Source organism: Posidoniimonas polymericola, assembly GCF_007859935.1.
GTDB lineage: Bacteria > Planctomycetota > Planctomycetia > Pirellulales > Lacipirellulaceae > Posidoniimonas > Posidoniimonas polymericola.
Genome location: NZ_SJPO01000009.1, coordinates 139,993 through 157,749, shown reverse-complemented (window position 1 = coordinate 157,749; position 17,757 = coordinate 139,993). Strand labels below are relative to the sequence as shown.

The 17,757-nt window shown below is 67.2% G+C and carries 17 protein-coding genes and 1 tRNA gene; 5 read left to right on the top strand and 13 right to left on the bottom strand.

Annotation, left to right across the window (positions count from 1 at the left end; all coding sequences use genetic code 11):
* Positions 1-101: 101 nt before the first annotated feature.
* The 3 genes from Pla123a_RS18080 to Pla123a_RS18070 all read right to left on the bottom strand — a co-directional run bounded on the left by Pla123a_RS18080 (position 102) and on the right by Pla123a_RS18070 (position 2,895).
* Positions 102-347: a hypothetical protein gene (locus Pla123a_RS18080; RefSeq protein ID WP_146589561.1), complete on the bottom strand. Its 246-nt coding sequence runs from the start codon at positions 345-347 to the stop codon at positions 102-104.
* 147 nt (positions 348-494) lie between these two features.
* Positions 495-2,156, bottom strand: a complete 1,662-nt coding sequence (locus tag Pla123a_RS18075; RefSeq protein WP_231956533.1) for a flotillin family protein — start codon at positions 2,154-2,156, stop codon at positions 495-497.
* Between the two features lie 64 nt (positions 2,157-2,220).
* Positions 2,221-2,895 carry an NfeD family protein gene (locus Pla123a_RS18070; protein ID WP_146589557.1) on the bottom strand — a complete coding sequence of 225 codons (675 nt, stop codon included), beginning with the start codon at positions 2,893-2,895 and terminating at the stop codon, positions 2,221-2,223.
* Positions 2,896-3,283: 388 nt separating this feature from the next.
* Between Pla123a_RS18070 and Pla123a_RS18065 the strand changes: the two genes are divergently transcribed.
* The gene (locus Pla123a_RS18065; RefSeq protein WP_197528084.1) at positions 3,284-3,820 is read left to right on the top strand and encodes a TlpA family protein disulfide reductase; all 537 of its coding nucleotides are present in this window, start codon (positions 3,284-3,286) and stop codon (positions 3,818-3,820) included.
* Between the two features lie 69 nt (positions 3,821-3,889).
* On the opposite strand, the gene Pla123a_RS18060 is transcribed toward Pla123a_RS18065, so the two are convergent.
* The 7 genes from Pla123a_RS18060 to Pla123a_RS18030 form a co-directional block, all read right to left on the bottom strand.
* Positions 3,890-4,876, bottom strand: coding sequence for a hypothetical protein (locus Pla123a_RS18060; RefSeq protein ID WP_146589553.1), 987 nt, complete (start codon positions 4,874-4,876; stop codon positions 3,890-3,892).
* Positions 4,877-5,025: 149 nt separating this feature from the next.
* A complete protein-coding gene (locus Pla123a_RS18055) occupies positions 5,026-5,760 on the bottom strand; it encodes a hypothetical protein (RefSeq protein WP_146589551.1) in 735 nt (244 codons plus the stop codon).
* 52 nt (positions 5,761-5,812) lie between these two features.
* Entirely contained in the window at positions 5,813-6,532 is a 720-nt protein-coding gene (locus Pla123a_RS18050; protein ID WP_146589549.1) for a hypothetical protein, read from the bottom strand.
* 125 nt (positions 6,533-6,657) lie between these two features.
* Complete coding sequence (locus tag Pla123a_RS18045; RefSeq protein WP_146589547.1) at positions 6,658-7,245, bottom strand: ATP-dependent Clp protease proteolytic subunit; 588 nt, start codon at positions 7,243-7,245, stop codon at positions 6,658-6,660.
* 134 nt (positions 7,246-7,379) lie between these two features.
* Positions 7,380-8,087, bottom strand: a complete 708-nt coding sequence (locus tag Pla123a_RS18040) for a ClpP family protease (RefSeq protein WP_146589545.1) — start codon at positions 8,085-8,087, stop codon at positions 7,380-7,382.
* Positions 8,088-8,196: 109 nt separating this feature from the next.
* On the bottom strand, positions 8,197-9,702 hold the full coding sequence (gene tig, locus Pla123a_RS18035) for a trigger factor (RefSeq protein ID WP_146589543.1): 1,506 nt from the start codon (positions 9,700-9,702) through the stop codon (positions 8,197-8,199).
* Between the two features lie 365 nt (positions 9,703-10,067).
* Positions 10,068-10,140: transfer RNA gene (locus tag Pla123a_RS18030), tRNA-Gly, on the bottom strand.
* A gap of 125 nt (positions 10,141-10,265) precedes the next feature.
* Here Pla123a_RS18030 and Pla123a_RS18025 point away from each other — a divergent pair.
* Positions 10,266-10,598, top strand: coding sequence for an ASCH domain-containing protein (locus Pla123a_RS18025; RefSeq protein ID WP_146589542.1), 333 nt, complete (start codon positions 10,266-10,268; stop codon positions 10,596-10,598).
* Here Pla123a_RS18025 and Pla123a_RS18020 read toward each other — a convergent pair.
* Positions 10,595-11,245, bottom strand: coding sequence for a hypothetical protein (locus tag Pla123a_RS18020; protein ID WP_146589540.1), 651 nt, complete (start codon positions 11,243-11,245; stop codon positions 10,595-10,597). The genes Pla123a_RS18025 and Pla123a_RS18020 overlap by 4 nt on opposite strands.
* 215 nt (positions 11,246-11,460) lie before the next feature.
* Between Pla123a_RS18020 and Pla123a_RS18015 the strand changes: the two genes are divergently transcribed.
* From Pla123a_RS18015 to Pla123a_RS18000, 3 genes are all read left to right on the top strand, one after another.
* Entirely contained in the window at positions 11,461-12,096 is a 636-nt protein-coding gene (locus tag Pla123a_RS18015) for a hypothetical protein (RefSeq protein WP_146589538.1), read from the top strand.
* 951 nt (positions 12,097-13,047) lie between these two features.
* Positions 13,048-13,626 carry a hypothetical protein gene (locus Pla123a_RS18005; protein WP_146589536.1) on the top strand — a complete coding sequence of 193 codons (579 nt, stop codon included), beginning with the start codon at positions 13,048-13,050 and terminating at the stop codon, positions 13,624-13,626.
* Between the two features lie 169 nt (positions 13,627-13,795).
* Complete coding sequence (locus Pla123a_RS18000; protein WP_231956532.1) at positions 13,796-14,578, top strand: segregation and condensation protein A; 783 nt, start codon at positions 13,796-13,798, stop codon at positions 14,576-14,578.
* Between the two features lie 19 nt (positions 14,579-14,597).
* On the opposite strand, the gene Pla123a_RS17995 is transcribed toward Pla123a_RS18000, so the two are convergent.
* Together Pla123a_RS17995 and Pla123a_RS17990 are read right to left on the bottom strand one after the other, a co-directional pair.
* Positions 14,598-15,485, bottom strand: coding sequence for a hypothetical protein (locus Pla123a_RS17995; RefSeq protein ID WP_146589527.1), 888 nt, complete (start codon positions 15,483-15,485; stop codon positions 14,598-14,600).
* 103 nt (positions 15,486-15,588) lie between these two features.
* Positions 15,589-17,253 (bottom strand): PEP-CTERM sorting domain-containing protein, encoded by a 1,665-nt coding sequence (locus Pla123a_RS17990; RefSeq protein WP_146589525.1) that lies wholly within the window; start codon positions 17,251-17,253, stop codon positions 15,589-15,591.
* Between the last annotated feature and the right edge of the window lie 504 nt (positions 17,254-17,757).

Sequence of the window (17,757 nt, the reverse complement as noted above, 5' to 3'; positions counted from 1 at the left end):
TACCAACCCAGGTGCAAACCGAGGACCATTCGCAGCCTACCCCGCCAGGGGTGGGACCGCCGCCGGTGCTTCGCACTAGCCTGGCGACCCCCTGAGTGAGATCACCACGAAAGCAGGCCGTACCCCACAAAGACGCCGAAGCACAAGCAGAACAGCCCGAGCCCCACAAACCCGGCGAAGTGCAGCCAGTAGAGGTGGGGCGCCTCGTCGTAGGGGACAGGGCTGCTGGTGCTGTCGTAGGTGTGGCCCTCGCGGAGCAGCCTGAGAACGCCGCGCCCGGCGGCGACAATCCCGCCTGCCATCATGCCGACAACTAGTAGGAAGCCGGCGAGGTTGGTAATATCCATCGATCGTGCCTGCCGCCGATTTTAGAAAAGCCAATGGCCGCCAATGAATCCTTCATCGGCGGCCATTTGTGCTTATCAGTGTACCCAATCCATCGCCGTGCAGTCCCACCCCTGGCGGGGTGGGCTGCTCCAGCGTGGATTGATGGGCTAGCCGCGGGACGGCAGGTCATCGTCGTCGCTCTTGGCGGCTGCCTTGGCGACGCCGTTGCCGGCGGCGCGGGTCTTGGCGGCCTCTTCGCGTTCGCCCTCTTCGGTGCCGGCCAGCTTGGCCAGGCTCTCGGGGATTTCGACGCCGCCGATGTCCTTCAGCACGCTCATCATCGGCGGCAGGGTGCCGGCCATGCCGTGCAGGAAGTCGGCCGTGTTGGTGCGGCCACCCTTGCCGCCGCCGTTCTCCCACACCACGACCTTGTCGAACTTAATGTTGCTGATCGCCTTGGCCGAGCTCTCGGCCAGGTTGTCGAGGTGCTCGAGCATCATCAGCTGGAACGCCTCGCGGGCGCCGCCGCACGCGGCGACAATCTGTTTCAGGCCCTCGCCCTTCTTGGCCAGGATCTCGTACTCGCCGCGGGCCTGGGCTTCCAGGCGGGCAAAGATGGCGGACGCTTCGCCCTCGGCTTCCAGGCGGCGCTTGCCGGCCTCGGCCTCGGCCTCGACCAGGATCCGCGCCTTCTCGGCCTTGGCGGGCGCCTCGAGCTCGGCACGCTTCTCGGCCTCGACGCGCTCGGCGTCGGCCAGGGCGGCCTTGGCCATGGCGCGGTTCTGGATCTCGATGACGGCGGCCTCGGCCTCACGCTTGCGGGACTCGCCCCGCTCGTAGGCCTCGGCCCGCTCGACCAAGAGGGTCGCCTGGCTCTGGGCGATGGCGGCCTCACTGATGTTCTCGCCGTCGACCGCCGAGGCGTTGGCCTTGGCGACCGCGATCCGCTTCTCACGCTCGGCGTCCTTGACCTGCATCTCGCGTTGGAACTCGGCCGCGCGCTCGCCGACCGTCTGCTCCTTCTGCAGGTTGGCGATGCTGACCGCCTGCTCGCGCTCGGCCTCGCGGGTGCCGATCTCGCGGAGCTTGGTGGCGTTCGCCACGCTGACGACCCGCTCACGCTCGGCGTCGGCGACGCGGATCTCGCCGCGTTTCTCTTCGTCGGCCACGTCGGCGCGGGCGGACTGGATCGCCTCGGCCGCCGCCTTGCGACCAATCGCGTCGATGTAGCCGGACTCGTCGGTGATGTCGGTGATGTTGACGTTGATCAGCACCAGGCCGATCTTCTTCAGTTCCGGCTCGACCGAGTTCTGGATGTGCGAGAGGAACGCGTCGCGGTCGCGGTTGATGTCCTCGATGCCCATCGAGGCGACCACCTGGCGGAGCTGGCCAAAGATGATCTCCTCCGCCTGCTTGCGGACCTCGTTGGTCGAGAGCTCCAGCAGGCGGATCGCGGCGTTGGTCATCACGTCGGGCGTGGTGCCGACCGCCACGGTGAACACGCTCGGCACGTTGACGCGGATGTTCTCGATCGAGAGCGCGCCGCGTAGCGGGATCTCGATCTGGATCGGGTCGAGGCTCAGGTATCGGTAGTCCTGGATAAGCGGCCAGATGAACGCGGCGCCGCCGTGCACGGTCTTGGCCGCCTGGCCCTTGCCGGTCTTGCCGAAGATGACCAGCACCTGGTTGCTGGAGCAGCGTTTGTAGTTCTTGACCAGCAGCATCAGCATGCCGAAGAACAGCATCGCGGCGATCGCGATGGCCGCGATCAGGATGATGCTCTGTGTGTCGCCGAGCTCCGCGAGCGGAAGCGGGACGGGTGTGTGCACGGCAGCGTTCATTCGATTTCCCCCTGCAATAAGCCGGCCGCGGAGCGGCCGGTCGGTGTGTCAGTCAGGCGCTCGCCTGAGTGGTTTGGCTGGCTGTCTTGTGGGCGCGGGCGACCTGCACCAGGTCGCCGCCGAGGACGTCGGTCACGACGACCGGCTCGCCGGTCGCCAGCCGCTCGGGCTCGTCGGTGACCGCCTCGTACTCCATGGTGCGTCCCTGCAGCATCAGGTGGACCTTGCCCCGGCCGTCGCCGGCGGCGGGCACCGGCACGTAGATGGTCGCCTCGCGCCCGCGGGCGTTGGCGATGTTCACCGTGCCGCTGGCGCGGAGTTTGTAGAGCTGCTTCATGGCCCAGTACATCGCGTACAGGGCAAACAGGCCGAGCACGGCCCCGAGCGCGACCGCCGAAGTCGGCGCCATGTCGCCGGCGCGGGCCCACCAGCCGCCCAGGCCAAAGAACGTGATCGCGGCGATGATGCCGCGGACCGAAAGCACCTGGAAGACCCAGACGCTGTCCGGGTGGTCGAAGTCGGCGTCGGCCGCGTCCGAGACGGTGTTCGGGTGGTCGGCGTCGATGTCAACGTCGGCGTCGAAGTCCCCGTCGATCCCACCGTCGAAATCGGCGTCGAGGTTGCCGCCGTCAAGATCGTCGCCAACGCCGAGCAGCATCAGGGCGAACTGGATGACCATGATCACCCCGCCGACGCCGGCGCAGAACATGAAAACTAAGTCCAACATGGCGAACACTCCGCCGGCATCAGGGCCGGCGCCGATTGGGGAAAGGGGAATCGCCCGTCATCTTCGCTACGGGGAGATCGTCAGCGGTGTATTCGCCAGTGGGGGAGGGATCTTGATGAGATTCTTCCCCCGGGCGGCGGCCCGCCCCGAGGATCTCGCTGAATCGTACCCTTTATCCCCGGGCTGTCAAAAAACCGCATGCGCAGAACCCTGGGGGGACTTTGCCCCAAACCGCCCACCCCGCAGGGGCTGGGACTTCTTGCGGGTTCGGTCCCACCCCTTGCGGGGTGGGCTACCCTAGGGCAGCGCTCCCCCTTTGATCCCTCTCTCCCAATGGCCGTTGACGCTTGTTCGGGAGATTCCGACAATAAGCCCTATGACGAAGCTAATGACTGCCCCCATGACTACCGCGTGCCTGGCCACGCTGCTGGCCGCCACGTTCGCCCTGCCCGCCGCGGCCGAGGTCCCGCCGGTGCTGCTCTCGACCCAGCACCGGGCGATGTGTCAGGTCGGCATCGGCGACGCGATGCCAGAGCTGACGCTGTCCGCCGACGGTGGCGACCAGTCCCTGGCCGACCTCCGTGGCAAGACCGCTACGGTCGTGGCGTTTGTTGGGCAGGAGCACTGGATGAACCCCCAGCTGATCGCCGACCTGCCGGGCGACGTGCTCGAGCCGTATGGTGAGAAGGGCGTCGCCGTGGTGCTGGTGAAAGTTGCGGGCAGCCCGGCCAAGGTCCCGCAGGGCTCGCCGCTCACTGTCGCGACCGACCCCAGCGGCGAGCAGTTCGCCAAGGTCGGCAGCGGCCGGCTGCCGCGCGTCTACGTGCTGGACGCCGCGGGCAAGATAGTCTGGTTCGACATCGAGTACAGCCGCTCGACCCGGCGCGAGCTGAAGCAGACGCTGGCGAGTGTGGTTGGCAAGTAGCCGGCCCTTCTCTATCGTGCTAAGCAGCCCGCGGCGGCAGCCGCGGGTTTTTTTGTTGGCGCCGCGCTCCTACGCGGTTGGCAGTCCCGAAGTCGCGCGGCAAAGCTCGTCGTGCAGCTTTTGCACGGCGCGAGCCTTCTCATGCGTGCGGCCCGTTCCGAAGCTCGTTACGTACTCGCACGCGGCGTGGTTTCGAGCCGCCTGTTCGTACTCAGCGACCCATGCACGGCGGGCAGGCAGGCGTTCCTCGGCGATTGGCCACACGCCGCGCCTGGGCTTAATGTACTCACCCCACCCAATCCGCCACGGCTTCGGGGTCACCCTGGCCCGGAAGCACGCCTGGCGGCGGCACATTAACGCGTACACGGGGTCGACGCCCAGCGACGCGAACAGCTGGTGGGTGGCCTCATCGGTAGGGTCAAACAGCTGGTGCATCGCCAGCACCCGCAGCCCGGCCGGCGTGCGGTAGACGCGGAGCTGCCAGTCGCGGCGGCTTTCGGCGTACGCCTGGATCCGGCGGAGCGCAATCGCGGGCTGCCCGCCTCGCACCCGACGCGTGAGTCGCACCAGCAGGCTGGCGAGCCACAGCGTCACCCCCACCACGAACGGCGTCAGCAGCACCGCCGCAACAACGGTTGTCGTGCCGTCGGCGGCAGCGGCGCCGATTAGCACGGCGGCAGCCGCCAGCGCGATCAAGGCGACTGCCCGGCAGCCTAGCGTTCCGGTAGGGAAGTCGATGTCCGCGAACAGCACGTCGGGCGTGTTCAGGCAGAGCGCGCCGTACGAGTTGCGGGTGATGATGGTCGAGCCGTGCTCGGCGACAATCTCTTCGCGGATCGGCACGCCCTCGGCGCCGTTGTAGGCGACCTTCGGCTCGCGGCGTAGCACGTCGCGGCCCTGCCAGGCCTGGTCGAGCGCTACCTCGGCCCGTTGGTCCGCGTGCCGCTGGGCGCCCTCGACGCCCTCGTCGGACCAGCCGAACCGCCGCACGGTGACCTGCCGCCCCGCCTGTCGCCGCTGGCGGCGTGATTCTGCCCAATAGCGAGGGATACGCATTTCTGATGGCCGTCAGAGGGAAGACCGTGGCTACTCGCTTGCCCCCAGTCTACGCTTCTGCGGCACAAACGCCATCACCTCCGCGGCGATGTGGGCGCCGGCCGCGAGGGCTCGGGTTGCACCCCGGCGTGGGACGCCTGCCGCCACAGCTAGTTGAGAACTCCTAACAACTGTAGCAAGGCGATCGCCAGGTCGTGCGCCGCGATGCCGCAGAACAGCACGACGCCCAGCCAGTGCAGCCAGTCACGCCGGACGCCCTCGCGTTGGTCACGCACGCAGGCGTACCCGAGCAGCAGGACCTCGACGAGGTAGGTCGCGATCATCAGCAGATCGAGAACAGCGTAGTTGGCCCACGCGTGACGCGCCGCCCAGAAGTTGACGCCCGCCGCGACCAGCAGTGGGATCGCGGGGAGGAAAAGCAGCAGCTTCCAATCGAGCCGCGCAGGGAGCAGCACGCCGAAGACAACGCACGCCACGGCGGCGGCGGTGTGGAGCGCGCCCAGCTGGTATTGGTACACGAAGAAGGGGTGCGTGTCGCCGGCCAGCACGGCCGCCGCAATATCGGTGGCGCCCAGCACGAGTGCGAGGGAGGCAATCCACAGCAGCAGCCAGGCGCCCGGCGACGCGCGGTAGCCGGATGCCCTGCTCCGCCAGTAGGACACCGCCGCCGCCGCGCCCGCCAGGGCCGCGCCAAACCCCAGCGTGCGGAACAGGTGATTGAGCTGCACCAGCCAACGCTGATCGGCCGGGATGGCGCTCCACTCGGTGGCCAGGTTCTGAACCGCGGCAACCGCTGCGCAGCACACGCTCAGGAGCAGCAGGTGACTGATCCGAATCGGGAAGCGGCGTTCCGCGGCGTTGTCCGCTTGATGGGAGGGAGCCATGGCTTGTAGTCGTTCGGCTGGGGCCGATCACGTTCGATGCCGGCGCGGCCGCTCAGTCGCCCTCCCCCAGGTTTAGCCGCTTCTGGGTTTCCGCCATCACCTCGATCGCGAAGTCGGCAATGATGACCCGCCCCTTGGTCAGCCAGGCGGCGGCGAACGCCCAGGCGGCGATCGACTCGAGCCAGAACAGGGCGTTGTAGCGGTCGGCCAGCTCGCGCCACTCGCCGCGCAATAGGAACAGGTAGCCGCCCATCGCCAGCATCGAGAGCAGGATCACCACGCCGCTGGCGCGGTACGCCAGGTCGCGGGTCCGCTCGTGGGGCTCGCGCTCGTCGTTGGCGAGCTTGCCGGTTGGGAAGTGGAACAGCGAGTAGAAGGCGAGCGTCGAGAAGAACACGCCGCCGCACAGGCTGTGCAGGTAGCCGACCAGCGACTGCTGGTAGAGCGGGTCGCTGTTGGGGTCGAGCGGCAGGAACGCCACGCCGAGCGCCGACGCCGAGCCAAGGTTGGCGGTCCAGTCCTCGACCCAGTCGTGCCCCTGGTAGCAGTACAGGAACACGCCGATCGCGCACAGCACGCCGACAAACAGGTTGCGGAGCGGGGTGTGGTAGTAGCTGCTGAGGTTGTCCTGGATGGGGACGTCGAACAGCAGCAGGCCCCCCAGCCCGAGCGCGACCGGCAGCACCAAGCCGCTGACGCCGATCGCCCGGCGGATCGCGATGTACGAAACCACCAGCGGGTGGGTCGGTTTGGGGAAGGGGTCGGTGGCCATCGGGGGCTCTCGCGGTCGTGTCACAAGCACAGAGCCGCGCCCGTTAGGAAGCGACCGAGTCCGCTTCCTATCGGGCGCGGCTCTGATGAGATGTTTCAGAACTCGCCGCCGCTGGCGCCCGGCCGTTAGCCCGGCATCGACTCGATCACCTTGTCGACCAGCCGGTACTCCTTGGCCTCGTCGGCGGACATGAACTTGTCGCGGTCGGTGTCGCGCTGCAGCTCCTCGAGGGTCCGACCGGTGTGGTGGGCCAGGATGCCGTTGAGCTTGTCCTTGGTCCGCTTGTACTCGGCGGCGTGGATCTCGATGTCGGCGGCGGTGCCCTGCATGCCGGCCAGCGGCTGGTGGATCATGATCCGGCTGTTGGGCAGCGCGTGACGCTTGCCGGCGGCTCCGGCCGCCAGCAGCACCGCGCCCATGCTCGCGCACTGACCCAGGCAGTAGGTCGCGACATCGCAGGTCACGAACTGCATGGTGTCGTACATCGCCATGCCGGCCGTGACGCTGCCGCCGGGCGAGTTGATGTACAGATGGATGTCGGCCTTGGGGTCGTCGGACTGCAGGAACAGCAGCTGGGCCACGACGTTGTTGGCGACATCGTCGTTGATGGCCGAGCCGAGCATGATGATCCGATCAGCCAAGAGCCGGCTGTAGATGTCCATCGCCCGCTCTTCGCGGCCGCTCTTCTCGATGACGTAGGGGATCAGGGGCATTGTGTCGTCCGTGGTTTTGAAGCCGGCGTGACGCGGTTGGTGCGCCGACAGCTCAAAAAGGAATGCCGAAAGGGGAAGCCGGGTTGGAGAGGCGGAAGGGTTTCGGCATTCCCCTTTCGCCTTTCCCCTTCGTGCTACTCGTCGTCGTCCTCGCCGCCGGGCGGCTTCACCATGATCTCATCGACCACGCCGAAGTCCTTGGCCTCTTCCGCGGTGAGGTAGAAGTCGCGGTCGCGGGCCTTGATCAGCTCGTCGACGCTGCGTCCGCAGTGCTCGGCCAGCAGCTGGTCGAGGGTCTCGCGGGTCTTGACGATCTCGTTGGCCTGGATCTCGATGTCCGAGATCTGGCCGCCGACGCCGCCGTGCGGCTGGTGGATCATGACCTTGCTGTGCTTGAGGGCGTAGCGTTTGCCCTTCTCGCCGCCGGCCAGCAGGACGCTGCCGCCCGACGCGGCCATGCCGACGCAGTAGGTCGCTACCGGGCAGGTCACAACCTGCATGGTGTCGTAGATCGCCATGGTGGAGGTGACGCTGCCGCCGGGCGAGTTGATGTAGAAGTGGATGTCCTTGCGGCGGTTCTCGCTCTGCAGGTACAGCAGCTTCATCACCAGCTCGTTGGCGTTGCCGTCCCAGATCTCGCCCTGCAGGAAGATCACGCGGTTCTCGAGCAGCAGGTCGCCGAGCGTCATCTGCCGCTGGCGCTGGTAGTCGCGGGCCGCCTGGGCGGGCGAGTAGTGCGCGTCTAGCGGGGCGATGTGCTGGCCGCCGGGCTGGCCGCCAAGCTGGCCCGACGGGCCGCCGCACTGCGAGACGCCGGTGAGCAAACCGAGGGGATCGGTCATGTTGACTCCTCCTGTGAGCAACCGCCGAGGCCGGCTTCCGGCCGGGCGGCATCCGTGGTGTACATGAACCGCCGGGCGGCGCCGGGCGGGTGGTCTGCGTAGGTCGGGCCTACTCTTCGGCCGCGGCCTCTTCTTCCTGCTTGTCGACCGCCTGGGGGATTTCGGCCCCGCGGCCGCCCACGGCCAGCTGGACGGCCTCGGTGTCGTCCTTGGTGGCGTTGTAGGGCTCTTCGGTGAAGTTGGCCTCGGCCTGAACGGCCTCCATCACCTTACGCTCGACAATCTGGTTCCGCAGCACGTCCATCAGGCCGCGCTTCTCGAGCTGCGCCCGGACCCGACGCGGCGACTCGCCGGACTGCATCGACATCAAGAAGATCTCCTTCTCGAAGTCGCCGTCCTCGACGTCGATCCCCTCGTCCTCGGCGATCCGCTCGAGGATGAAGTGCTCCTTGAGGGCCTTGGCGGTCGACTCGGCGCTGTTCTGACGCAGCGTGTTCTCGCGGGCGCGGATCTCCGACTCGCTGAAGCCGCTGCGGCGGAGCTCCATGATGGCCCGTTCCAGCTCGCGGGCGTTCTGCCGCTTGAGCAGGCCCGGTGGCAGGTCCCAGGTGGCCGACTCGGTGAGCAGCTCGGTGATCTGTCCGCGCGCCTGCTGCTGCTGGGCGTACTCGAGCTGCCGCTCGAGGTTCTGCTTGACCGCTTCGCGGAGGGCTCCCTCGGACTCGAAGTTGCCGATCTCTTGCAGGAAGTCTTCGGTCAGCTCGGGGAGCTTGAGCTTCTTGATCTCGACGACCTCGAACTCGACCTCGACGTCCTTGCCGCGGAGCTCCTCGTTGGGGGCGTTCGGGCCGACCGTCACGGTGGCGTTCTTCTTCTCGCCGGACTTGGCGCCGGTCATCAGCTTGGCGAAGCCCTCGAGGCGGGCGTCGGTGAAGCTGAGGTTCTCGCGGATGCGGAGCACCAGCTCCTCGTCTTCCGAGACCACCTTGCCGTCCGCCTTGCAGGTGACGTTGGCGGTGATGTAGTCGTCCTCGGCGGCGGCGCCGTCGTGCGGGACCAGCTGGCCGTAGCGGCCGAGGGTCTGCTTGAGGTTGCTGTCGATGTCCTCGTCGGTGAACTCGTGCTTCGGCTGCTTGAGCTTCAGGCCCTTCCACTTGGGGAGGTCGAAGTCGGGGCGGACCTCGATGTCGAACTCAAAGGTCAGCGGGCCGTCGTCCGGCAGCTCGACCGCCTCGAGGTTCAGGTCCGGCTCGCTGATCGCGGCGAACGAGCCCTCTTTGCTGATCTGGGTGAGGCTGTCCATCAGGAGCGAGCCCTTCACCTGGTCGACCACCTCGGTCTTGAACCGCTGCTCGACCAGCTTGCGCGGGGCGCGGCCGGCGCGGAAGCCGGGGACCGCCGCGTTGGGCATCATGGCGCTGTAGGCGTCGTCGAGGTAGCGGTCGATGTCGGCCCGCGAGACGGTGACCGACACGTGGCGCTCGCACGCGCTGGGCTTCTCGATATCGACCTTCAGGTCGAGCGGCTGATCCTCGTCAGAGGCCTCCGCTGTGGGCTCCTGCACGGCCACGTCGGTGGTTTCTTCGTCGTCACGGGTTTCGTCGGTCTCGGCCATCTCAGCTTTCCCTCAGATGCGTCTGTATGTTGTGGCGTGGTTTGGAACACGGCGGCTTGGCTGCTGCTTGGGCGACGCGTCCCCAACGGGACCGCGCCCTCCGCCTGCCAAACCGACGCTTGCGATTCCACCGCCTGCCACAAGGTCGCGCCCGCTGAACTGCGGGACGCCGTTTAATGTGCAGCGTGTTCGGGGCCGACGGGGTTCCCGGCCACCGAATCTCAGCCGTGAGAATAAAATATGCCCTGAAAAATAAACAGCCCGCGTCCTCTCAGCTGAGTCCGCGGGCCGAACCGGTTGGCGCCGACCCGGCCTGGGTCGGACGCTTCGTAACTAGTGGCGCCTTTTAAGCGACGCGTTACAAGAGCGGCTGATCGGATTCGAACCGACGACAATCACGTTGGCAACGTGATGCTCTACCAACTGAGCTACAGCCGCATCTACCCTGTAGGGAGCCTTAGCACCCTCACGGGACCCTGAATTATATGCCGTATCGGCAAAGCTGCAAGAGGTCCTTAACCTGGGCTGCTTAGGAAATTTTTCCTGCGTAAAATACGGCTCGTATGCTCCTCTTCAAGAAAAAGTTCCTCGAACCGATCCGCGCCGGGCGGAAGACCCAGACCATCCGCCTCTGGAGCCACCGCCGGATGCGTGCCGGGCAGCAGAGCTACATCCCGGGGATCGGGCCAATCGAGGTGACCGAGGTCGCGGAGGTCCGCCTGGAGGAGCTCACCGACCAGGACGCCCTGCGCGACGGGTTTGCGGACGCCGCCGCGTTGCGGCAAGAGCTCGAGCTGATTTACGGAGACAAGCTCGCCGCGGGGTACTCGGCCTACCGCGTCCGGTTCCGGGTGGGCGAACCCACGGGCCGGGCGGCGGGCGGGAGGCCTCGCTAGAAGCTCGTCAGCGACGCCCACGCCTGGGCGACCTGCTCTGGCGCCGCGACCAGCCCGGCGACTGACAGGCCGAACAGCACGAGGGCGCCGGTCAGGAACGTGACGCTCCGCGGGTTGGGGCCGACCGACAGGTCCTGCAGCGACCGGATTAGGGCCCGCTTCAGCCGCCACCACCCCTCGAGGCTCTGGTTGCCGCCGCTCGAAACGAGCGAGGCGTGCCGCATCGACGCGAACGAGTCGAGGTGCAGCTGCACCTGCAGCCGCGGCAGCACCAGGCTGTCGCCCGCCCAGCGGGCGTCGGGGTCGACCTGCGAGACCGCCTCGGCGACCGCCGGCCGGAGCTGCTCGAGCGTGATGTTGTAGATCGTCAGCCGCGGGCGGAGGATCATCGCCGCCAGCGAGACGCACAACCAGTACAGCCCCAGCAGCAGCAGCCAGACGTACGCGCCGAGCTTGATGGTGGCGGGCTCGGGCCGGAACAGCTCGAGCGGCCCGACAAATACCACCCCCGACAAAGCGACGCAGAGGGTCGCCAGGTCGTTGGCGCCGGTGGTCACCAGCGGGCGGCCGCGGAGGTTCACCAGCCCCAGCAGCAGCAGGTACGAGGCGAGCGGCACCAGGGCGATAGCAGTACGCAGCGGGTCCATGGACGCGGGCCGGTTAGGGGCAGCAGAAGGTTAGAACGCCGGTCGGCCGCCGGGGCGACGCGAACGGCGAGGCCCTATCAGAGCATGCACCGCTGCCGAGAACAACGCTCGGTGGGCTGACATTGACCCACTTCGGCAGGTCTGACAGACTCCGCCCGCTGATCGTCCTATTCCCATTCCCCGCCCCGTTCACGCAGGACTAGCAGGTCGAGCCCATGTCGATCCGTAAGCTGTCGCTGGCATCCGCCTTGTTGTCGCTCTCACTGGGATGCTCCGGTGGCGACGCCCCCTCCCCCCAGGCCTCTACTGCCGCGGCTCCCGCTACGGCCGCGGCCAAGTCGGGTGCCCCGACCGAGAACCCAATCGCGGCGGCGGCCTACGACTTTATGGACGCGGTGTTCGCCAACGATATCGCCCGCGCCACGCAGCGGCTGACCCCCGAGGCGATCCAGAACCTGCAGGCTCAGGACAAGCGTTTCGAGTGGGGCGCCGCGGCGGCCAAGCTCGAAATGGGCGAAGTAAAGCAGGACGGCAGCGGCGAAGCGGCCGTGCAGTGCTTTGTCAGCCAGGGCGCCACGCCGGGCGATGGCCCCTCCGAGCTGCTCTGCGTGCTCCGCCAGGTGGGCGGCGAGTGGCTGGTGTACGGAGTCGCCTGGCAGGGCGGCGATACCGAGGAGCCGCAGATCGTCAACTTCGAGAGCCCAGCCGCCCCAGCCGCGCCCGCGGCCCCCAAGCCCCCCTCGGGTGACCGCTACGTGGACACCCCCGCTCCGCAGATCCCGCCGGCCCAGGAGTCGTCGTCGGCGGCCCCGCGGACCGCCAACGGACAACCGGGCTATCTTGTCCAGTAGTCCGCGGCCACGCCGCCGAGCTGGCGGCGTCATAATCGTGACTTCACGCGAATAACCCCTTGGATTTCCGAGGGGTTTTTGCGTTTAGGGCCGGGCCGACGGGCAGGAAATCTACCCGCAACGGGGCGGCGGCCCGTTGACACCCAGCTTCTCGGTGGTAAGCTTCCGCGAAAGGTAGTCCAAGCTGCCTATTTTGCGTGATCGGCAAAGCCGCCGTTCGCCGTGTGTTTTTGACCCGCCCCCGCTAATTCTGAGCGAAGTTGCCATCCCATCCGGCCGCAGGCCTGCCGCCTGGCGTCCGTTGTATACCGAGCAAGTTCCTGGGCAGTCTTGTTGACGCCCTGATGCGTTTTTTAGTTGCCCTTACGGAGGACACTAGCGATGAAGTTTGCGAAGTTTTTTGCGTTGGCCGCTGCGGCCATGATCGTGATGAGCGCCTCGAGCGCTGACGCCGGCCTGCTGTCGAAGCTGTGCTGCAAGAAGGCCTGCTGCGAAGAAGCCGCTCCTTGCTGCGAAGAAGCCGCCCCGTGCTGCGAGGCTGCTCCGGCTCCTTGCTGCGAGCCCGCTCCCGCTCCTTGCTGCGAAGAGCCCGCCCCGTGCTGCGAGCCGGCCCCGACCTGCTGCGAGCCCGCTCCTTGCTGTGATCCTTGCGATCCCTGCTGCAAGAAGCCGAGCCTGCTGGACCGCATCAAGGCCAAGTGCGCCGCTCGTCGCGCTGCCCGCTGCTGCCCCGCTCCTTGCTGCCCCGCCCCGTGCGGTTGCTAGTCTTTGAGCTGGCTGCTTTGAGTGTTTGAGATAAACAGGAGCATGGTCGCCAAGGCGGGTGACCATGCTCTTCGTTTTTGTTGCTGCGAACTTGGGATGCTGGCGCAAGGTTTGCTAGCTAGCGTGCTCGAGCGTCCGGCCTCGAAAGGTCGGGCGGCGAATCCCCGCGAACAAGGAACCTCCCCAATGACGAAGATTCTCAAGAATGTCTCGCTCGCCTTGCTGGCCTTCGGCCTGCTGCTGGGCAGCGCCGAGTCGGCCAACGCTGGCTTGTTTTCCAAGCTCCGCTGCAAGCTGAAGTCCTGCAAGCCTGCTCCGAGCTGCTGCGAGCCTGCGCCGAGCTGCTGCGAAGCCGCGCCTGAGCCCTGCGGCTGCGAAGCGGCCCCCGAGCCGTGTGGCTGCGAAACAGCGCCTGAGCCCTGTGGTTGCGAAGCAGCCGCCGAGCCGTGCGGTTGCGAGCAGGCGGCCCCGTGTGGTTGCGAAGCTGCCACCCCGTGCGGCTGCGGAGAAGCCACTCCCTGCGGTTGCGGCGCGGCTGCTGCCGCGACCAGCGACTGTGGTTGCGGCGGCGGAGTCGTTTACGAGTCGTCCCCGACCGCCGCGGCCTCGCCCGGCGACGAGGAGCCCTCGACGCTGCCAAGCGTCCCCGAGGCCCCCGCGGCGCCGGAAGCTGATGCCGACGCCGACACGGACGCCGATGCCCCAGAGGCGCCCGAAGCCCCGGAAGCTCCCGAGGCGCCTCAGCCGCCGGCCAACGACGAGTAGACGAATTGGCGGCATCGGAACCGCTGCCTAGCAGCTAGCACCGAACGAACCCCACGGCCAGGCGCCCAGCGCCTGGCCGTTTTCGTTTCTGGTCAGCAGCAACTCGTCTCCCCGGTTGGGCCGCCAGTTGTTAGAGTCGGTTCCGATCCCCTGCCCCGACCCGCTGCCGATGACCTCCGACCTCCGCATCCACCTCGACACGTACCACGGTCCGCTGGACCTGTTGCTGTACCTCGTGCGTAAAGAGGAACTCGAGGTAGCCGAGCTGCCGCTCGCATCGATCACGCAGCAGTTCCTCGACTTCGTGGCGTTGCTCGAGCAGCTCGACCTGGACGAGATCGGCGACTACATCGAGCTCGCCGCCCACCTGATCGAGCTCAAGAGCCGGATAGTGCTGCCGCAGCACGAAGAGGTCGAGCAAGAGATCGAGGACCCCCACGAGGACCTCGTGCAGCGGCTGCTCGAGTTCAAGCAGTACCGCGACGCCGCCGCCCTGCTCGAGGCCTGCGACGCCGAGCAGCGGCTCCGCTTCAGCCGCCTGGCCCGCGACACGCCCGAGCGACGCACCGACCCCGCCGAGCAGCCGCTCGAGGCCGTTGAGCTGTGGGACCTGGTGAGCGCCTTCGGCCGCGTGATGCGCGACAACCTCGCTCCGCCCGAGACCACCAGCATCCGCTACGACGAGACCCCGGTGCACGTCTACATGGGCCGCATCTACAAGCGGCTGGAGGCCGAGCGGGAGGTGTACTTCACGTCGCTCTTCCCGACCGCGGTCCACAAGTCGACGCTGGTCGCCACGTTCCTGGCGGTGCTCGAACTGGTCCGCCACCGCCACGCCCTCGCGGATCAGCCCACCCGCTACGGCGACATGCTCATCAAGCCGGGCGCCGAGCCGTACCGCGGCGGTCTGGTGACCTCTTCGTCGGACGACGCGGCGCCGGCCGGCGAGTAGCGCGAAGCCGGCGGGGCCGCTAGCGGGCCGCCCCCTCCGACGCCGGTCGGCTGCTCACCCGGACCTTCACGCGGCCCGTCGAGTCGAGCTGCAGCCGTCCCCGTGGGTCGTTCAGCGAGTGGCTCATGCCGATCGGGCCCGATAACTCCGACGACACCGCGCGGCAGGTGGCCGCCTCGATGGTCATGGGACCGCCGATCAGCAGCCTCATCTGCGACCCGTCGGTCCGCTGGGCCTCGATGTCGGCCTGGAACACAGCGCAGGGCTGGCCGTCTTGTTCGGCTAGCGTGGTGAGGGTGAGTTCAAATTTCGTGACCTCGCCAAGCGTTCCGCCCAGCCCGAGCAGCCGCTGGGCGACGTCCACCGGCAGGGCCAGCTTGTCGCCAACAGAGACCGTCTTGCCGGCCAGGTAGTCGGCCAGCGGGTTCGGCTTGCCGAGGGGCTCCATGTTCTCGGCGACCAGCTTCTTCTCTTCGACCGGCGGCTCGGCGCCGTCGCGGGTGAGGACCTGGATGGCGTCGCCGATGCGGCGGCAGTAGTACGACTTCCCGGCGATCGGGTCCGTCTGCGGTGGGGAGTCGTTGTGGCGGGCGCTGCTCTGCAGGTACCGCACGTACGCGGCGGTCGTGACGCCGTCCTCGACCAGCACCGGTTCGAGCACGCGGCGGCGGGTCCGGACCACCTCGCTCTGCTGCTTCTCGAGGACCTCCCGCTGCTTGCGGATCTGAGTCTTCAGCGTCAGCCCGACCTCGGTGGTCTGATCGAGCTGCTCGCCGCTGGGGGTCGGTCGGCGGCCGAACGTGACCGACGGAGTCTCGGCGGCGGGGGCCACGCTGGCGGCGGTCAGCAACGCCAGCGCGATGCCGATAGTGAGGTGCGGCCGGGGCCGGGCGGGGGCGCCATCCATGACTATTCCTTGCGGTCGGTGTGCGGGTACCGCCGGGGATCGTCTTCAGACAAGGCCGGTGCGTCAAGGCGGATTGGGCCGCGCCGCGAAGGTGGGCCGGCCGCTAGCGGCGCCGGCGTCGGCAAGCCAGCGCGGTCAGGCCCGCCAGCAGGGCCAGCGACGACGGCTCCGGGGCCCCGACCGCGGCCGCGGCGGCCGGCAGCGAGACAATCGGCGGGGTCGGAATGGATCCGAACGCGGCCAGCCAGATGGCGTAATCGCCCTCATCAACCACCCCGTTGAGGTCGCCGTCGGCGGCGAGGTTGGTTGTGGAGTTGAGGGTGTCCCGCCACATCGTGTAGTCGCCGGCGTCGACAATGCCGTCCAGGTTGTAGTCGCCGGTGATGCGGTAAGGGGTGTCGTAGTCGAGCCGCCAGGCAAGGCCGAAGTCACGGCCCCCCGAGGCCCCGAGGACCTCGATGGTGTAGTCGCCCGCCGCTAGGCCGGTCAGGTAGACGTGCTCGACGTTGTCGACCGTGCTGACGCTGGTGGCGAGCTCGAAGTCGAGCGGGGCGCCGGTCGAGTCCCAAACCTTGAGGTCGAGGTTGGCGAGCGGCTCGGCCTTGGGCACCCAGCGGGATACGAGGGCCGACCCGTCGGTGACCTCGATATTCCACGCAAGCACAACCGACAGCTCGCCATTGGAGTGGTAGTCGGGGACGCTGAGGTCGTAGAACAGGCTGTCTCCTTGAGCGATATCGCCGTAGTCCCAGCCGTAGTCGGCGGCCTGGGTCCCGCCAGCTGTGGCCGCGCCGTCAAACTGCCCGCCCTGCTGGATGTAGAAGCTGTTGCGGACGTTCAGCTCGCCTGCCCCGTAAACGAGGTCGAGCGGCTGAGTCGGCGAGGAGTTCTCCCAGCCGGGGAACTCGTCCTTGGTGGCGCCCGCCATCAGGATCGCCTTCATGGGCTCACTGCGGGCGGCGTCAGAGTCGGCGTTGGCGAAGTTGGCCGTGTCGGTCGCCGACTGGTAGAGCATCGCGGCGACCGAGCTGACCGAGGCCGTGGCCGCGCTGGTCGAGGTTGGTGACGAGACAATGTCGGGCTTGACCCGGCCGGATGAATAGTTGCCGCTGCTGAGCGGAGTGAGGCCGCCGGTGTGGCTGCCGTCGGAGCGGCCCACGGCGATGCCGTTGTAGCTCTGGCCGAATAGTTCGACGTAGTCGGGCGGGCTGCGGAGGTTGTTGAGCCCAACGGGGGCGATGACGTCGTAGGTGTCGACGAGGTAGTCGAATCGGTTCAACAAGTCGATGTTGTTGGAAGACGATTCGTACGAGCCCACCCAGCTATGGTTCTGCACCTTGTAAGTCGGCGCGTCGGGCGGGCCCGTGGTTGGATTTGTGTTGCCTCGGTTGAGGATTGAATCGAGGTAGTCGTTGGCCTCGTAGACCGTCACCTGTGTGACCCCAAACGCGACGCTCCGGCTTGAACCAAAGAAGTTCCGCGCCTGATTGGTCGCGTGGTCCGAGATCTCGGGGGAAGTGACGCTGCTGCCGTTGGTGATGGTCTGTCCCGATAGGAAAGAGTTCGCCGAGTCGGGGAGGTACAGGTGAGCAGAATTGGCGGCGTTGTTGTCGGCGTCGGCCTCCACCATCGAGACCGGCACACCCGACCCATCAGGCAGTGTGCCTTCGTACTCGGCAAGCAACGTCAGGTACCCGATTTCGTCTTTGAAGCCATGGCAGGCCGAGCCTGAGAGCAGGGAGGCCGCGAACAGAGCTACGAAGGCCAATCGAGTTGCTTGACGTGCGAAGTCAGAGGTTGCGGGGGTCAGATGCAAAGGGGCGAGCTCAGTGAGAATAGATAGGCCAGACTCCCCACCCGCGGCCTAGCTGCGGGGTAAGTGCAGCAAGGGCGCCGTTCGGCAGAGTCGCTGTTCCGGTACTTATTATTATCGGCCCACTGGCAATCTGGGCAAGTAATCTGCATTTGCGGTTGATTCTGCGAGCTCGGAAGGCTCAGAACCCGGACAAACGGCCCCGGTACTCGAGTTGAGAAATTATCCCTACCAAGAGCTGGCTCCTGGGCCTGCTCCGGCCTGCTGTAGAACTCGATGCCTCAGGTTCCTTCCTCAGGCCAGGGTCGCCCGTCGGCGGACTTGGCTGCGGTAGATGATCGTCGGACGCGGGCGATGCTAGCGACGCTGCTGTCGCTTCCCGGCTGCGAGGATCCCAATGAATGCCTAACAGGGTGGCTGACGCTTCCCGTTTGGTGCGACTCGGTCCGCTAGCTGACG

Excerpts from the sequence above, each read along its gene's own strand:
- Pla123a_RS18080 (WP_146589561.1), bottom strand. The coding sequence starts at position 347 with ATGGATATTACCAACCTCGCCGGCTTCCTACTAGTTGTCGGCATGATG.
- Pla123a_RS18070 (WP_146589557.1), bottom strand. The coding sequence starts at position 2,895 with ATGTTGGACTTAGTTTTCATGTTCTGCGCCGGCGTCGGCGGGGTGATC.
- Pla123a_RS18065 (WP_197528084.1), top strand. The coding sequence starts at position 3,284 with ATGACTGCCCCCATGACTACCGCGTGCCTGGCCACGCTGCTGGCCGCC.
- Pla123a_RS18060 (WP_146589553.1), bottom strand. The coding sequence starts at position 4,876 with ATGCGTATCCCTCGCTATTGGGCAGAATCACGCCGCCAGCGGCGACAG.
- Pla123a_RS18055 (WP_146589551.1), bottom strand. The coding sequence starts at position 5,760 with ATGGCTCCCTCCCATCAAGCGGACAACGCCGCGGAACGCCGCTTCCCG.
- Pla123a_RS18050 (WP_146589549.1), bottom strand. The coding sequence starts at position 6,532 with ATGGCCACCGACCCCTTCCCCAAACCGACCCACCCGCTGGTGGTTTCG.
- Pla123a_RS18045 (WP_146589547.1), bottom strand. The coding sequence starts at position 7,245 with ATGCCCCTGATCCCCTACGTCATCGAGAAGAGCGGCCGCGAAGAGCGG.
- Pla123a_RS18040 (WP_146589545.1), bottom strand. The coding sequence starts at position 8,087 with ATGACCGATCCCCTCGGTTTGCTCACCGGCGTCTCGCAGTGCGGCGGC.
- tig (WP_146589543.1), bottom strand. The coding sequence starts at position 9,702 with ATGGCCGAGACCGACGAAACCCGTGACGACGAAGAAACCACCGACGTG.
- Pla123a_RS18025 (WP_146589542.1), top strand. The coding sequence starts at position 10,266 with ATGCTCCTCTTCAAGAAAAAGTTCCTCGAACCGATCCGCGCCGGGCGG.
- Pla123a_RS18020 (WP_146589540.1), bottom strand. The coding sequence starts at position 11,245 with ATGGACCCGCTGCGTACTGCTATCGCCCTGGTGCCGCTCGCCTCGTAC.
- Pla123a_RS18015 (WP_146589538.1), top strand. The coding sequence starts at position 11,461 with ATGTCGATCCGTAAGCTGTCGCTGGCATCCGCCTTGTTGTCGCTCTCA.
- Pla123a_RS18005 (WP_146589536.1), top strand. The coding sequence starts at position 13,048 with ATGACGAAGATTCTCAAGAATGTCTCGCTCGCCTTGCTGGCCTTCGGC.
- Pla123a_RS18000 (WP_231956532.1), top strand. The coding sequence starts at position 13,796 with ATGACCTCCGACCTCCGCATCCACCTCGACACGTACCACGGTCCGCTG.
- Pla123a_RS17995 (WP_146589527.1), bottom strand. The coding sequence starts at position 15,485 with ATGGATGGCGCCCCCGCCCGGCCCCGGCCGCACCTCACTATCGGCATC.